The sequence below is a fragment of the Oscillospiraceae bacterium genome, from assembly GCA_009780275.1.
In the GTDB taxonomy this organism is placed as follows: Bacteria; Bacillota; Clostridia; order Oscillospirales; family UBA929; genus WRAI01.
In genome coordinates, this window is record WRAI01000001.1 from 90,523 (window position 1) to 106,295 (window position 15,773).

11 protein-coding genes are annotated in these 15,773 nt (G+C 52.7%); 8 read left to right on the plus strand and 3 right to left on the minus strand.

Going from position 1 to position 15,773, the window contains the following annotated elements:
* Positions 1 to 7 precede the first annotated feature (7 nt).
* The 3 genes from pyrF to FWE06_00435 all read right to left on the minus strand — a co-directional run bounded on the left by pyrF (position 8) and on the right by FWE06_00435 (position 3,278).
* Entirely contained in the window at positions 8 to 880 is an 873-nt protein-coding gene (gene pyrF, locus FWE06_00425) for an orotidine-5'-phosphate decarboxylase (GenBank protein ID MCL2545645.1), read from the minus strand.
* The gene (locus FWE06_00430) at positions 873 to 1,898 is read right to left on the minus strand and encodes a dihydroorotase (GenBank protein ID MCL2545646.1); all 1,026 of its coding nucleotides are present in this window, start codon (positions 1,896 to 1,898) and stop codon (positions 873 to 875) included. Before FWE06_00430 ends, pyrF begins: the two co-directional genes overlap by 8 nt.
* A 141-nt stretch (positions 1,899 to 2,039) precedes the next feature.
* Positions 2,040 to 3,278 carry a DUF1015 domain-containing protein gene (locus tag FWE06_00435; GenBank protein MCL2545647.1) on the minus strand — a complete coding sequence of 413 codons (1,239 nt, stop codon included), beginning with the start codon at positions 3,276 to 3,278 and terminating at the stop codon, positions 2,040 to 2,042.
* Positions 3,279 to 3,403: 125 nt separating this feature from the next.
* On the opposite strand from FWE06_00435, the gene FWE06_00440 reads away from it, so the two are divergent.
* The 8 genes from FWE06_00440 (at position 3,404) to mraY (ending at position 15,769) form a co-directional block, all read left to right on the plus strand.
* Positions 3,404 to 3,559: a hypothetical protein gene (locus tag FWE06_00440; GenBank protein ID MCL2545648.1), complete on the plus strand. Its 156-nt coding sequence runs from the start codon at positions 3,404 to 3,406 to the stop codon at positions 3,557 to 3,559.
* A gap of 190 nt (positions 3,560 to 3,749) precedes the next feature.
* A complete protein-coding gene (locus tag FWE06_00445; GenBank protein MCL2545649.1) occupies positions 3,750 to 8,606 on the plus strand; it encodes a phosphodiester glycosidase family protein in 4,857 nt (1,618 codons plus the stop codon).
* 502 nt (positions 8,607 to 9,108) lie between these two features.
* The gene (gene mraZ / locus FWE06_00450; protein ID MCL2545650.1) at positions 9,109 to 9,525 is read left to right on the plus strand and encodes a division/cell wall cluster transcriptional repressor MraZ; all 417 of its coding nucleotides are present in this window, start codon (positions 9,109 to 9,111) and stop codon (positions 9,523 to 9,525) included.
* The gene (gene rsmH / locus FWE06_00455; protein ID MCL2545651.1) at positions 9,515 to 10,432 is read left to right on the plus strand and encodes a 16S rRNA (cytosine(1402)-N(4))-methyltransferase RsmH; all 918 of its coding nucleotides are present in this window, start codon (positions 9,515 to 9,517) and stop codon (positions 10,430 to 10,432) included. Before mraZ ends, rsmH begins: the two co-directional genes overlap by 11 nt.
* A gap of 46 nt (positions 10,433 to 10,478) precedes the next feature.
* The gene (locus tag FWE06_00460) at positions 10,479 to 10,955 is read left to right on the plus strand and encodes a hypothetical protein (GenBank protein ID MCL2545652.1); all 477 of its coding nucleotides are present in this window, start codon (positions 10,479 to 10,481) and stop codon (positions 10,953 to 10,955) included.
* A gap of 116 nt (positions 10,956 to 11,071) precedes the next feature.
* Complete coding sequence (locus tag FWE06_00465) at positions 11,072 to 13,360, plus strand: penicillin-binding transpeptidase domain-containing protein (GenBank protein ID MCL2545653.1); 2,289 nt, start codon at positions 11,072 to 11,074, stop codon at positions 13,358 to 13,360.
* Positions 13,361 to 13,398: 38 nt separating this feature from the next.
* Positions 13,399 to 14,811 carry a UDP-N-acetylmuramoyl-L-alanyl-D-glutamate--2,6-diaminopimelate ligase gene (locus tag FWE06_00470; protein ID MCL2545654.1) on the plus strand — a complete coding sequence of 471 codons (1,413 nt, stop codon included), beginning with the start codon at positions 13,399 to 13,401 and terminating at the stop codon, positions 14,809 to 14,811.
* Positions 14,804 to 15,769: a phospho-N-acetylmuramoyl-pentapeptide-transferase gene (mraY, locus tag FWE06_00475; GenBank protein ID MCL2545655.1), complete on the plus strand. Its 966-nt coding sequence runs from the start codon at positions 14,804 to 14,806 to the stop codon at positions 15,767 to 15,769. Before FWE06_00470 ends, mraY begins: the two co-directional genes overlap by 8 nt.
* Positions 15,770 to 15,773: the final 4 nt, after the last annotated feature.

Genomic DNA, 15,773 nt, shown 5'->3' on the forward strand with positions numbered 1-15,773 from the left:
GCGCCGCCTATATAATTTTTTGCAACTTCTCTCGCATATCTAATGCTTCGGCCCGCGCTGCCTCAGCGTAATGCCCGCCGCGTTTCTGCCACGCCCGCAAAATATCACGTGAATTATTGACGATTGCGTGACCGCCGTTGGCAAAGGCAGGGGCAACACTTGCCGCCGTGCCGCCTTGCGCGCCATAGCCGGGGATTAAGAAAACAGTGTCGGGCATGGCGTCTCGCAATTCGGTCAATTGTGCCGGATGCGTTGCGCCGACAACAATGCCGATATGCCGGTTGTGCAGTGCCGCCAGTTGTTCGGCAATATGCCGGTAAACCGGCTTGCCATCAACAAGTAAGTCTTGCACGTCGCTCGACGATGGGTTCGATGTCTTGACCAACACAAAAATATCGCGATCATACGCCTCGCAAGCGTCAAGAAACGGGTCAAGATTGTCACTGCCCTGATACGGGTTGACAGTCATACAGTCGCAGCCGAACGCCTCATATTCGGTATTGCCGATCCTGGTTTTTCCGATAAATGCCTGCGCGTACTGCGCCGATGTTGAACCAATGTCACCGCGTTTGGCATCGGCGATGATGTAGTAGCCCAACTGCTTAGCGTACTTGACGCTCTCGGCAAAGGCAATCATGCCCGGCACGCCGAACGCCTCATGACACGCCAACTGCGGTTTGACAGCCGGCACAATGTCTTGCAGCGCGTCCAAAATGCCCTTGTTAAATTCCAGAATGGCAGCCCCCGCGGCCTCCGGCGTTTCGCCCTGCGCGGCGATATGCTTGTCCAGCAATTCAGCGGGCAACATATCCAATCGCAGATCGAGCCCCACAACGGTGGGGTTCTGTTTGGCGGCGATGGCGGCAATTAGCTTATTCATAAGTAACTTTTCCTCTCAACTTCATGCCTGTAAACGGCGTATTGACACATCGCCCCGACGGCTGATATGTGTATTCGGCGTCTAAGTCAATTTGCACTGTCTCATCCGTTGACGGTAAACCTAAAATGCGGCGCGGCGCATGACAGAGCTTGTCAACAATCTGTTCAAGTGTCAGCAAGCCGGTGAAATATAATGCCGTCAGTGTCGCCGGCCACAACGTTTCTAAGCCGATGATGCCGTTGGGTGGCTTGTTGCGCATCTTTTCTACCCAATGGTGCGGCGCATGGTCGGTCGCAATGGCATCAATTGTGCCGTCTTGCAAAGCTTCAAGAACAGCCTCAATATCGGCCTGTGTCGCCAGCGGCGGCGCCATGCGGGCGTTGCCGCCAAATGTCGCCACTGCGTCCTTGGTGAAGGTAAAGTGGTGCGGCGCGACCTCGCAAGTGACGGGTAAGCCGTCACGCTTTGCCTGTCGAATAAACGCCAGTGCATTAGCACGGCTGACATGCGCGATATGTATCGGCACGCCTGTTTTGGCCGCCAGTTCACAATCCCGCGAGACTTGCTCTATTTCCGGCTCACAGTGGTCAATCAGCGGCAAGCCGACAGCCTGCGCCTCACGCATCGCCGCTTCCATGATAACATCGCTGACAGGTATGCCGTCATCACTCAACGCAACAACGCCGGCTTGCTTCAATGCCGCAAAGTCGGTCAGCTCCTGTCCGCGTTGCCCGACAGTTACGGCGGCAATGATGTGAACATTGGCGTAGGGGCGGCATTCTGCCGCCCGCGGGCGACTGCAAGTCGCCCCTATGTGGGCAATACGCTCACGCAACCGCGTCACCATCGCTGCGTTGTCAATGGGCGGTGCCGTATTGGGCATCATGACAATGTCGGCAATGCCGTTGGCCGCAGCAATCCGCGTCCCCTCGGCAATGTCAGTCTTATACGTCTGCCCCGGGTCGCGAAGATGAACATGCATATCGCATGCAGCGGGGAGGGTTATGATATTTGACATGGTGAGGTTCTCCTGTCGCGCCTCGTGTACGCGTGCTGTTCGCCAAAACTTCGGCATTACAACTTCCGCGCCGTTGGCTGTGCCAACTATGCGAAAGTTTCTATGCACTCCATTTTTGGCGGCACGCTACTCGGCAGTTCTTTATGGATTAAACTGCTTCATCACAACACCTGTTGTTAATTTCGGGTAAAAGTATGTCGATTTCTGCGGCATACGCTCGCCCGCGAGAGATACATCGGCCATTTGTTCAATGCGGGTGGCGTTGAGCAGGAAAGCACACTGCGCTTCGCCGTTGTCTACCGCGTCAAGCGCCGTTTGCAGTGAGCGGGTGTATTTAATGTGGCTTTGCGCCGCCAGCTCAGCTTTGCCAATGCCTAAAACGGGCTCTAAAATCATGTTGTGCAGCAGCGCCACATCCAAGCCGCGGTACGCCTCGCTATGCTGAGGCAGTGCTTTGGCCATTTCAGCGCGGTCACGCAACGTCAACAACGCATAATGCCGGTTGCCGGCATAGAGCGCGACAGTGTCTTCGCGCTTAGCAAGCTGCTCTTCGACATTGGCAATGTCTTCGCACAATGTGATCTCAAAGTGCGGCGACAGCTGCATCAATACATCGGTTGCCGAGAAGTTGTCCACATTAAAGACAAGGCGGTGTGTCGGCCAAATCACCAGTCCATCGTCAGCCATATCGACCAGCATGGTCATAATACGCGAAGCATTGATATCGGGGTGTTCATTATAATATTCCAATGCTGTGGTATAGCGGTGGTGCCCGTCGGCAATATAGAGCGTCTTGTCATGAAACGCCTCTGTGATTTTTTGCGTATCGGTCGGGTCATCAATACGCCAAAAGCGGTGAACAACGCCGTCTTCGTCAGAGAACTCCAAGTCAGGCGCATTTGTCGTATAACCGGACATTAACCTATCGACTGCCCGCTGCGGGTCTTGATACAGGCAGTAAATCTGACTGAAATTGCAGTGTGTAGCATCCATCAAGGCGTAGCGGTCACCTCGTGCCTTGGGTAAAATTTCCTCGTGCGGCAACACAACGCCGGCCGCAAACGGCTCCAAACCGACATCGCCGATGATGCCGGTAATCTTGCGGCGCGTGCCTCTGTCATCAAACTCCTCTTGATACACCGTAAACGAAGGCGCGTCATCGGTCGCCAAAATCCCGCCGCCCAACCAGTCTTTTAACGTTTCCGCCGCCTCGCCGTAATCAGTCGGCTTCTCCAAGCGGATGACATTATATTTGTTTTTTGCCAGCAATGCCTGCTCTTCTTTGTCATAAATGATGTCATAAGGCGGGCAGACAAGCAGCGTGATGTCACCTGCCTCAGGTGTGTACCGCAGAGCGCGGAATGGAAATACGTTAGCCATAAAATAACCTCCCAATGTATTTATGTCGTATTATACCATATATTCCCCCTGCTGACAATGCATGGAATAGAAAATTTCTGATAAACTATAGCAAGAGACAATCACACACAAGGAGGAAGTTTGTTATGCAGACACGATTTTTATGCGGTGTCAGTGTTGGCGTTGTTGCCGGGGCTGCACTGGCTGCCGCTATTTTGCCCATTGATAAACGAACTTTACGAAAATCGCCGCCCGCCCGTGCCTTGAAATCCATGGGAAAGATCATTGACCACGTCACGTAGGGGCGTTGCTGAACAGTTGCGCGGCGTCGTGAGGCGTGACAAGCGAGCGATGTAAAAACATCGCCGCTCTACATATAAAAATTTTCATAAAAAATCATGTAAAAAACACTTGCCATTCACGCCGTGTTCATGGTATACTTTCTAGTAATTAGGGATGCATATCCCACAGAAAAAGAGGAGGAAATACATAATGGCAAAGTATCGTAAATCATGCAAACGAACGGCATCGTTTCTACTTGCGCTGGCGATGTTGTTCACCCTCGTGCCCGTATTTGGAGCGAACGCGGCACAGGCACAGACGGGTACGCCGTCAACACCTGAGAATGTCAATGACATTCCGGGCATAACGCACACGCAAATTGCCAACAGTGGTGTTGGCAGCGATCTCCGCTTCAATGTATTGGAAATCGCGCCGAATGCGCCTGTACGCGTCTTGGCAGGTTTGCCGCGCTACGGACAGGTTGAAGGATTCCGCACCGTCGGCCAAATGGCAACAAGCTACGGTGAAGCGGGCTATGATGTCGTTGCCGCCATGAACACCGGCTTATTCGGACTGGGTGTCCCTGCGGGGACACAAGTTGCATCGCAGGGTGCGTTCATCCGTGATGGCATTCTTATGCGCAACTGGGGCCCGGGCGGCACATCCGAATATGTCGGCGCAGAGCAATATCTTTTGGGATGGAAAGCCGACGGCACCTTTGTCTACGGATTGAACCCCTTCCATACCATGAACCTTTCGGTCAACGGTGGTGCGCCTCGTACCTTTACGGGGCTGAATACGGGCCGCGGAGACTTCCAAGGAAATCCGCCTCCATGGAGCGACCTGATACTGTGGACAGAACACTTCGCCCCGGAAGCTGTCACGCCGGCTGCGCGCTTAGCAGGCGCACGGGATGTTTATCTTGAAGTACTGTCAGGGCGTATGGCGTTTGGCGAAACGCTGACTATGCGTGTCGTGCAAGCGGCACATGACGGGGTCAATAACGCCGTCATCGCGCCCGACCACGCCCGCCTTGTGGCAAGAAATGCCGCTGACGTCGCTTTCTTAAACGGGTTGAATGTCGGCGATATAGTCACCATTAACCATACAGTCACCAATCGCAGCACAAATACACCGGACCCGCGCATCAATCACATCACATTCCCCGCAATGCCGAACTTCACTTGCACGGTGGATTGGACAGAAGTGGTGGAAGCAGTTCCTGCTGCGCTTTGGGTACATCGTGATGGTATAGACCATAACATTACACAAGGGCAAAGCGGCGGCCTTGTTTGGAACTCATATCGCCCCCGCACCGTCTTTGGCGTAACGGCCGATGGCACACAGCTATGGGCTGTTGCCAGCGGCAACAGCAGCGGTATGAGCATTCCGCAAGCACGCCAGCAGTTGGTCGACCGCGGGGCCGTCAATGTTTGGAACTTCGACGGCGGCGGCAGCTCGACCATGACCATCGGCAATACGTTAGTGACGTTCGCCGCCGGCATGAGCGGTGGTGTGCCGTCGACATTCCAACGCTCTATTGCTAACGGTATGGTGCTGGTGCGCGACAACCAACCACCCATCACCGGCAGTTATGCCGTGACGGTGGACGGCGCTTACGTCGGCACATTTGATGTCGGCGAAACCGTTTCCCTCGAAGTCCTGCGTGCAGGCTTCAGCATCCGCGCTGTCGGCGGTTTGGCCGGCATTACGCCGACCATCGACGGCACAGATTTGGTATTCACCATGCCGGATAGGGCCGTAGACATTACGCTGGTTGTTGTCAGTGTGCCCAGAGCCGGCGGACGTGTCGGCAGCTTCCTGAACCAAGCCGGCCCGACAAACGAAGTTCACATTGGACCGTGGGTTTCGGGCGTCGGCACACCGGTAGCACCGGGCGGCTCGACGTTGACAGGCATGGCAGGCAACCCGCTCGTCATGAATATCACAGCGGCAGACGCAGGAGTACATCCGCAGCTCCGCCGCCAGTTCTGGCACTTGACAACGGCCGGCTCGCTCAATACCGCCGGTGCCGGTGCGTTTGTCAACCAAAATCTGCGTGCCGATGAGCATTACATCAGCTACCGTGTCGTAGCCACAATGCCTTTTAACATCCGTGTCCACGCCCACCAGCCCGGCTATCGTGGTGTAGGTGAAAGTTGGAGAAGTGTTCTTGGTACAGGCACAACAAGCGGTTTTGCACCTGCCGATACACACGAAGGCAAAATCAGCTTGGCCGACATCATCGCATTCAACGCCAACCTGGCCGACAGCAACATCGCTGTGGTAAACGGCTTTGAAATTTGGGGTGACCAAAACTATGCGGGTGGCGGAAACATCAGCGTCGAAAAATTCGACTGGTATTATGCGCCTCCGGCATACGGCATCATCCTTGGCGACCGCATGGGATTTGTCGATCCCGATACATTAGACGGCTTGCTCACGCCGGCGGCCGACTTTACCGTCGGACAAACCATAGTCATTGAACTCGATGTTGGCGGTTTGGCGGGCGTAAGCATCCCCGCGCTCGGTGGCATCAACTACTCGCTCTTTGCCGCGGGCGGCAGGTTCTTTGCCTCTTTCGCCATGCCGGACGACAACTTAGAGTTAGACGTCGTAGGTGGTGAAAGAGACTATGTATACTTGATTAATGAGGACTTCGAAGGGCTGACAGAGCTGCCCGAAGACTGGTGGCTCGCCAATGCAGCCAGCGATCTTGCGGTCAATGTTCAAGACGGCACGCTGACGCTGGACAACGGTGCGGTATCTGGGCATACTTTGATTATGCTGCCCGTCGATGTCTGGGATTTTGACCTTGGCTACACAGCCACCTCAGCCGGCCGTCATGATACACGTCTCCGTGTGCAAGATGATATGCTGAGAGGCGGGCACAACCATTACGGCCTCGCCACCGTCATCCTGCCCGGCAATCCGAACGCCAACGTCATCGTCGGTCTGCCGCGCTTTACCGATGAAAACATCATGCGTGACGACACGCAATTTCAAACAGGCAACTGGCCTGCCGAAAATCGTCCCGGTCCGTTTGCCGCCGCCTCAACGCACGATTGGCTTTATCGCGTCCGCGGCACGCAGCTGACCATCTATAAAGACGGTGCCTATTTCGTCAGCATGGACATCACCGACTATTATCGCGGTGTTATGGGCAACAACCCCGGCGACGCCGGCTTCTTGCAACTCGGCGCAAATTCCGGCAGCATCGCCCTATTCGGGTTCAGTACGACAGTTGTCTACGACAATGTCTTCGTGCGCGTGCCTGCAAATGTTGAGCCCGAAGAAACGCCGAACATTTCGATTAACTTCCCCGGTGAATTTTTGACGGGCTTTGCGACAACTAACTATACCATCAATGGCGTTGCTGTCGATTTTTCCGCCGGTGGCGTAATAACCAACTCGACGGCAATTGATCCCGCATGGTTTGGCACAACGCTGAGCATCGTCCGTGTAGGTGACGGTGAAGACACCTCTGATAGCAAGCCGCAAATGCTCTTTGTTCCCGCCCGCCCCGCCGCGCCGACGGGCCTGACGGCTGTGGCAACAAGCTCAGCGACGATAAATGACGGCCGCATCACCGGCGTCACCACTGCGATGGAATTTAGCACCGACGGCGGCGACACTTGGACTAACGCAACAGGCATCGAAATCACCGGCTTGGCGCCCGGTGCTGTGCGGGTACGTGTTCGCGGTACGGCAACAGGCTTTGCCGGCCTGGCGGCAATGTTGACCATCGAGGTCGGCGCGATCGACACCTGGGCTGAAGCTGAAGACACACCAAACAGCTGGGCCATTCCCGATATGATTCGTGCCCGTCAGCACGGCATCGTCGGTGACGCGTTGCCGCAAGGCGTTCTCTACCGTCAAGGCGCACCGCGCTGGTACATCGCCGAATTGCTGGCCAGCTACATGGTTGTCTATACAGGCTTGCCAACCATTAACGACGTTGTAAGTGACTGGAAAGACAGAACCGGCGCCGATATTACCCCGACCCCCGGCCCGTTCTTCCCCGATATCCCGGAAACCCACCCGCTGTTCGATGAAATCCAAGCCTTGGCGATCATGGGCATCCTGCAAGGCGGCGAATTCGGCGGCGTATTTGGCTTCGGACCCGATTACACCTTGACGCGCGCACAAGCCGCTGTTGGCTTGGCACGTATGATGGAAGTGTTGGGCTATACCACCATAGGTTTCCCGCCGGCGATCGATTTTGCCGATTGGCATATTGGCGGCGGAGGGGGCGGCATCCAGTCTTGGGCGCGTGACGCCGTGGCATTCTTATACTACCACGAAGTCATGCTCAGCACGGCCACTACCGGCACCCCGCCCGGCGACCCGCTCTTCATCTTCAACCCCAACTTCGAGTTCCACACCCAACAACTGCTCACCGGCATGGTGCGCATGTTGCTGGAAACCGATTGGAGAAATCCGCCGACTCCGCCCGAGGGCGTCGTTCTGTTCGACTTGTTTGATTTGCCGACCAGTGGCTGGGTCATCACTGATGCAGGTGGCGGCACAGCTCAAGTCACCAACGTTGGCGGTGCATACACTTTTGTCAACAGCGGTGGTGGTCGGCCAAACGCACTCTTTGAGTTTGATGCCGAAATGGCCGAGACAATGACTTGGCCGCGTGAAATGTGGCCGTACATCACACTGCACTTTGACATTGAAGTGGCAAGTGAAGCAGCCATTTTGACATACGACTGGGACACATACTCTGTCTACAGCATCTTTGTCAACGGCGCGTTTGTTGACTTGTTGCCCGACTTCTCCAACTGGCAAAATTACTTCAGCAATGCGGGCGACCTCTTGTCAGGCCACTATACCGGCACACGGACGCTGCATCAGCTGCTCAACAGCCGTTTTGCAACCCTTCCCACTAATGAACCCGATGTCTTTCACTTTGAGTGGATTGACTTTGTAGAAGACACCTTTGTCTTCGCCGGCATGCAGTTCTGGCCAGTCGGCGGCAACATAACAGTGCGCGAATTTCGCCTCACCATGCCGTTCGATATGTTTGCGCCGGTATCAATGATTAATTTACCCTTGGCATAGTAAACCAACTAAATATTTCCAAAGCCCCGCACCTTATCGTGCGGGGCTTTTCGTGATTTTATCGCCAATTGATAGGGTGTTTTACAGGCATTTGTCAGGTATTTTGCAGGGCGTCGTAAGGAAAACGAGGCATTTTGCGGGCAAGGGCACCCGGGTTCTCTTGATAAAATGGCCAGTCGGTGCAGCCAAGCGAATGATTTCCCCGAGCTGCGCACGACATATCTCAACCACAACATATAGTGTTATGTCAACTTTGTGCATCAGTCAACCACAACATACAGGTTGTCAAAAGCGAAAAACAGAACATAAGTATCGAACAAAAATGCGCCAAAAACTCGTAATCAAGCTATATTTCTGCAGAAAAAGCAATCAATTTACTAAAAAGGGCTTGCAATTTACGGCGCGATAGAGTATACTGTGACCATATAGTGGGATAGTGTGGGGAAGTATCCCATATGTGGAATTCGCCGGATACGAGACGTAACAAGGAGGTGGGCATAATATGACCGGTAAGTATAATCATAGCATTGACAGTAAGAGCCGTATGTCGCTGCCCGCCAAACTGCGTGAAGAGTTGGGCGATAGTGTGTATTTGGTTAAGGGCAACGACAAGTGCTTGACAGTTTATTCACTCGAACATTGGGCAGCATTTGAAGCCAAACTAAAAAGTGAAATAGGTTCTCAGGCGCGGAAGTTACAGCGTGCTATCTGTGCCAGCGCCGTCCGCTGCGATGTCGATGCACAGGGCCGGATCGTTCTCCCCCAGGAGTTGCGTGCCTATGCCGGGCTTGAACAAGAAGCTGTCATCGTTGGTGTCATCGATCGGGCTGAGCTGTGGCAACCTGACAGATGGCAAGCTTTCGATGAAGAGTTTACCGCCGATGACCTGGCAAACGCCATGGATGAATATGGCTTCTAATTTTCATCTGCCCGTCATGCTCAACGAGTGCTTGGACGCGTTAGCAATTAGGCAAGACGGCGTTTATCTTGACGCGACGTTAGGGCGCGGCGGACACAGCGCGGCCATCGCACAGCGTGGCGGCAAAGTCATCGCCATTGACCGAGATGCTGAAGCCATTGCCTATGCGCAGGCACACTATCCCGAGATCACTGTTCTGCGCGGCAATTACGCGCAAATGGATGTCTTGCTCAGTCGGCTTGGCATTACAAAACTGGACGGCATTTTATATGACTTAGGCGTATCGTCGCCGCAGATAGATCAAGCCGAACGCGGTTTCTCTTATATGAAAGATGCGCGTTTAGATATGCGCATGGACATCGCACAATCGCTGACCGCATACGATGTCGTCAATCGATTTTCCGTCGCTGAGCTGATGTGCATCCTGCGCGACTACGGCGAAGAACGATACAGTTTTCAAATCGCCAATGCTATCGCGCGGCAGCGCGGCATTGCCCCCATTGAAACGACGTTGCAGCTCGTCGAAATCATCAAGCAAGCCATGCCGCCCAAAGCCCGCCGTGAGGCGCAACATCCCGCCATGCGTGTGTTTCAAGCGTTGCGCATATCCGTGAATGATGAACTGACATCATTGCAAGACAGCCTGTACAAGGCCATCGCGTTGCTCAACCCAAATGGACGCCTGGCTGTTATAAGTTTCCACTCCCTTGAAGATCGAATCGTTAAGACCACCATGAAGTCACAATCGTTGACCTGTGTCTGCCCTCCCAAAAGCCCTATATGTCAATGTAATCATGCACCGACCTTGCGGCTGATTTCAAAAAGGGCCATTACGGCGCCCCCTGATGAATGCATTGCCAACTCCCGCGCCAAAAGCGCAAAGCTCAGAGTTGCAGAAAAGATATAAAAACAAATTCATGTCTCTTCTTAACTAAATGAAAGGAGCCCTCACTATGCCAACACCACAAATCGCGCCTGATTATTCCCGTTTTGAGCGACGACAAATCGTTGTAGAGCCGGAAGTGCCATTGGAATTGCTCGAAGAAGAGCAAGCATTACAGGCACCGAAAAAGATTATAGAAAAGACCCGCATACCATACAAAGTGTTGGCGGCATTTGCTGTTGTCGCGGCATTGCTAGTCGCTGTCATTTTCAGTTACAATCGCATGTGGACGGTCAATGCTGAAAATCTACGACTTGAACGTGCCTTGCAAGCACTGCAAATGGAGGAACAAGCCTTGCTGCAAGAATTTGCCGGTGGGCTGACAATACATGAAATTACTGCTGAGGCGCGCGGAATCGGCATGTTGCCGCCTGCGCCCGACCAGGTTGTGCATGTCAACCTAGGCGGCCAAGATCGCGCAGTAGTTTATACACAAGAGGGATTCTTGGAACGCATTTGGAATTGGGTCACGGGATTATTCGGCTAGTTCTATCATACAACGCCGGGAAATAAGATTGTAATGCTGGGTAGAGGGTGCTATGAAGCGGCTACCGCGCTGCGCCCATTTGCATTTTTTACAACGACAACAGGAGGAAGATGACGATGGAAAACATTAACACTAAACGTGCACGGCGAAAAATTGATAAACGCATTTGGGTCATTGCCGTGTTGTTTAGTTTTGTCGTTTTCATCTTCCCTGTTGCACAATTGTATCATATTCAGATTGTGCAGCATGACCACTTTACGCAACTGGCACAGAACCAGCAGACGAGCAATACCGTCATTCATCCCAATCGTGGCAGAATTCTTGACCGTAATGGTGTCGTGTTGGCACAAAGCATCAGTGTTGAAACAGTGGTTATCAATCCGTCGCAAATTCGAGCGACCCAAACGCGTACGGTTGATGAGACGCGTGCGCTTGTGGCACAAGGGCTGTCGGAAATTCTCGACAATGTAAGTGAACAGTGGATTTATGCACGTGCTGAGCGCAGCTTTTCCGGAAACGAGTATATTGCGCGGCGCGTTGACCGTGAGGTTGCCGGCAGCGTACGGGAGTTTACCCGTGAAAATCGATTGGGCGACATTATTCACTTGATTCCTGACACCAAGCGCGTATACCCGCTCAACGATGTTGCTTCACACATCGTCGGCTTTACCGGTTTTGAAAACACGGGTCTGCATGGCGTTGAAATGCGTTTTGATTCATTCTTGAGCGGTGTACCGGGTCAAATTGTCAACGTGCAGGACGCATCGGGCAATGTTGTGCCTTTTCAGTTTGAACGTTACATCGACGCGAGCGATGGCAATGATGTTGTGCTGACCATTGATTCTTCAATTCAATATTTCCTTGAAAATGCCTTGCGCGAGGCTGTTGAAGTTAATCATGTTCAACAACGTGCCCAAGGCATTGTTTACAATGTACAAACAGGCGAAATTCTTGCCATGGCAACCATGGGGAATTTCGATCTCAACGAACCGTTTGCCTTGACCGATTCCGCTGCATTGACTCAACTCGAAACGTTGGAAGGCGAAGAACGAGACGCCTTCCTGTATCAGCAACGTAACGAAATGTGGCGATTGAAATCGGTGAACGATATTTATGAGCCCGGCTCGGTGTTTAAGGTCATTACAGCAGCCATTGGGCTGGAAGTGGGTGCTGTGCGTCCTGAGGATATGTTCAATTGCACAGGCAGCTTGAAAGTACAGGGCTGGGATTATCCCATTGGTTGTGTGCGGCGGCACGGGCACGGGTCGCTGAACTTTATAGAAGGCATGCATATGTCGTGCAATCCCGTCTTTATGCAGGTGGGGCAACGCATTGGCGGTGAAGTGTTTTATGAGTACCTCGAAGCCTTTGGGCTACTGTCGCGCACAGGTATTGACCTACCGGGCGAGGCCAACAGCTACGTCATGAGCCGTGAACGTATGCGCACGCCGCTGGATGTTTCGATGACATCGTTTGGGCAGAGCAATCTGTTTACACCGCTGCAGGTTATGACTTCTGTCGGCGCAGTCGCGAATGGTGGAAGGTTGATGCGTCCGTTTGTTGTGCGTGAGGTGCGCGATAGTGAGGGGCAGTTGATTGAAAGTTTTGAGCCGTACATGGTGCGGCAAGTCATCAGTGAGGAGACCTCGCGTATCGTCAATGAAATGTTAGAAGGCGCAGTCACGGACGGCACAGGGCGCAACGGCGCAGTAGCAGGCTTTCGTGTGGCGGGCAAGACCGGTACATCAGAGAAAATCAACCCCGAGACCGGTGCGCGTTGGGACGCATCATACGGTAAATATATTGTGTCATTTTTGTCATATGCGCCAGCTGATAATCCCAAAATCGCGGTGTTGATTACTTTAGATGAGCCCATGCCACCCGGACAGCCCAATAATTTCCGCACCGGTGGCCGCATGGCGGCACCAGCCGCACGGCGTGTATTAGAGCAAGCCTTGCCCCATTTAGGTGTTGAGCGGCAGTATGCTGATGCCGACAGAGAAATGATGAATGTCAACATACCAAATGTGATGAATTTATCGGCAGAAGAGGCGCGGCGTACATTGCAAGGACGACACTTGAGTGCTCGTACCGAGGGTGATGGCAGCATGGTTACAGGGCAGCGGCCTGCGGCGGGCGCGACGGTGCTGAGCGGCACAGAAGTCATTCTTTACATGGGCGTGCCCGTACCCGACGCGATGGTCGATGTGCCTGACGTAATCGGCATGAGTCAATCCGACGCGCGAGCAGCACTGGAAAATGTGGGGCTGTTCATTCGCTTTGCCGGAACAGTAGGTGCCAGTAGTGGTCGTGTAATTGCTGAACAACAGTCGAACCCCGCAGGCGAGCAAGTGCCCAAAGGCAGAGTCATTGAAGTGACGTTTTTTGATGATATAATGTATTGATACAAAGTCGCCGTACATAAGGCGTGACAGGAGAAAATATGCAACTATCCCAGCTCATCTCTCATAATCTTTCAACTGACTGCGACATCACTGTTGTGGTTGATGACTCACGCCGTGCCGTACCCGGCGCGCTCTTTGTTGCTGTCAAAGGTGCTGACAGCGATGGGCATGATTATATCGACGCTGCCATGCGCAACGGCTGTGTTGTCGTAGTGTGCGAACGACCGAATGACTATCCGCATATTTTGGTCGAGGATGCGCGTGCCGCATTGGTACAGATTGCTGCTAACTTTTACGGAAATCCCGCGAAACAACTGACCATGGTAGGCGTGACCGGCACAAACGGCAAAACTTCGGTGACTAAGATTACCGCTGATTTGCTTGGTAAGCTGAGCGGTATGCCGTGCGGCCGCATTGGAACGAGTGGCGTATACATCGGCGAACAATACAGTGAAAGTGAACGTACCACGCCCGGTACATTGGAGTTGCAGGAAATCTTAGCACGCATGGTCAAAGTCGGCTGCCGATATTGCGTCATGGAAGTATCTTCTCACGCTCTCGATCAACGCCGCGTGGGCGGTTTGCAGTTTCAAACGGCAGCATTTACAAATTTAACGCAAGACCATCTCGACTACCACGGTACGATGGAGAATTATTACCAAGCCAAGCGCAAGTTGTTTGACATTTGTGATTTTGCTATAGTTAATATTGATGATGTTTACGGATTGCGTTTGTTCGGCGAAATTGGTTGCTTGAAACAGTCGATTGCTGTTGATAATGCCGACGCCGACTGGCGGGCGCAGGATGTTAAGCTCAAAAGTGATTGCGTGGAATTCGGCTATGATAATTCGGTATTTGTTTGGCACACGCCCGGGAAATTTTCGGTTTATAACGCCCTGACTGCCATTGCCATTTGTGCGCATGTTGGCTATGCGCCGAGTGATGTTGCGGCTGTCATGCAAGTATTGCACCCAACAGCCGGACGCATGGAAGCTCAGCCTTTACAGGGCGCGCAGTTTACGTGTGTTGTAGATTTTGCACATACACCTGATGCCATTGCTAATGCTTTGCGGGCAGCGCGGGGCTTTACGCGGGGAAAATTGATAGCCTTGTTCGGTTGTGGCGGTGACCGCGATGCCAAAAAGCGATCTTTAATGGCGCAAGCAGCGTGTCAAGCTGCCGATTACGTTATCATTACCAGTGATAACCCGCGCTATGAAGAGCCGATGGCAATCATTGATGATATTTTAACCGGCGCGAGCGGTGAATTTACTGTGGAGTGTGACCGACAGACGGCCATTAGACGAGCTTTGCAGAAGGCGCGGGCCGGCGATGTCGTCATGGTATTGGGCAAGGGTGACGAGAATTACTTAGACATCAAAGGCGTAAAATACCCGTATAGCGACGCGGAAGCAATCGCGGCGGCATGGGAGGCGTTACAGCATGGATAAATTGGCGATCGGATTTGCCGTAGCATTTATTGTTAGCGCGCTGTCAGGACTATTCCTTGTGCCAATGCTGCAGCGGTTTAAGATGAAGCAGCAGATTTTAGAAATTGGTCCGAAATGGCATATGAGCAAACAAGGCACACCTATGATGGGCGGACTGATGTTTATTATCGGCACAATAGTTGCCAGTGTATTGTTGGGCATACAAAGCCAACAGCGTGAATGGTTGCTCATTCTTGTTTTTGCATTACTCAATAGTGCCATTGGCTTGATAGATGACCTGGCCAAAGTCAAGCGCAAGCAAAATCGCGGACTGTCGGTACTGCAAAAGCTATTTTTGCAATTGGCATTTTCGGCGGCGTTTATCACGGCATTGTACTGGATGAATTTGATGGAGTCGGGCGTGTATATTCCTTTCACAAATATCACACTTATATTGCCATGGGTCTTGTTTTTGCTGTTGGCGATCCTGTACAATACCTTTATCGTCAATGCCGTCAATTTGACAGACGGCGTCGACGGGCTTTGCACAGGGGTGACCATTCCCATCGCGCTGTTTTTTGTGTTGGTTGCCGTATCACGCGGAACGCCGGATATGGCAATATTCCCCGTGGCGCTGGCAGGCGGTTTATTGGGGTTTTTATTGTATAATTTCAACCCTGCTAAGGTTTTTATGGGCGATACCGGGTCGCTCTTTCTTGGTGGCGCAGTGTGTGGTATGGCGATGGCCTTTGAAATGCCTTTAATTCTAATTGTCGTGGCTGTGGCGTATATTATAGAGGCATTATCGGTCGTGATACAAGTGAGTTATTTCAAAGCATCAGGCGGCAAGCGTGTGTTCAAAATGACGCCCATTCACCATCACTTTGAAATGAGTGGTTGGAGCGAGAAAAAGTTGTTTTTTGTATTTACATTGGGTACGGTGTTGCTTTGCACCATTGCGTATATTTGGGCGATATAAATGT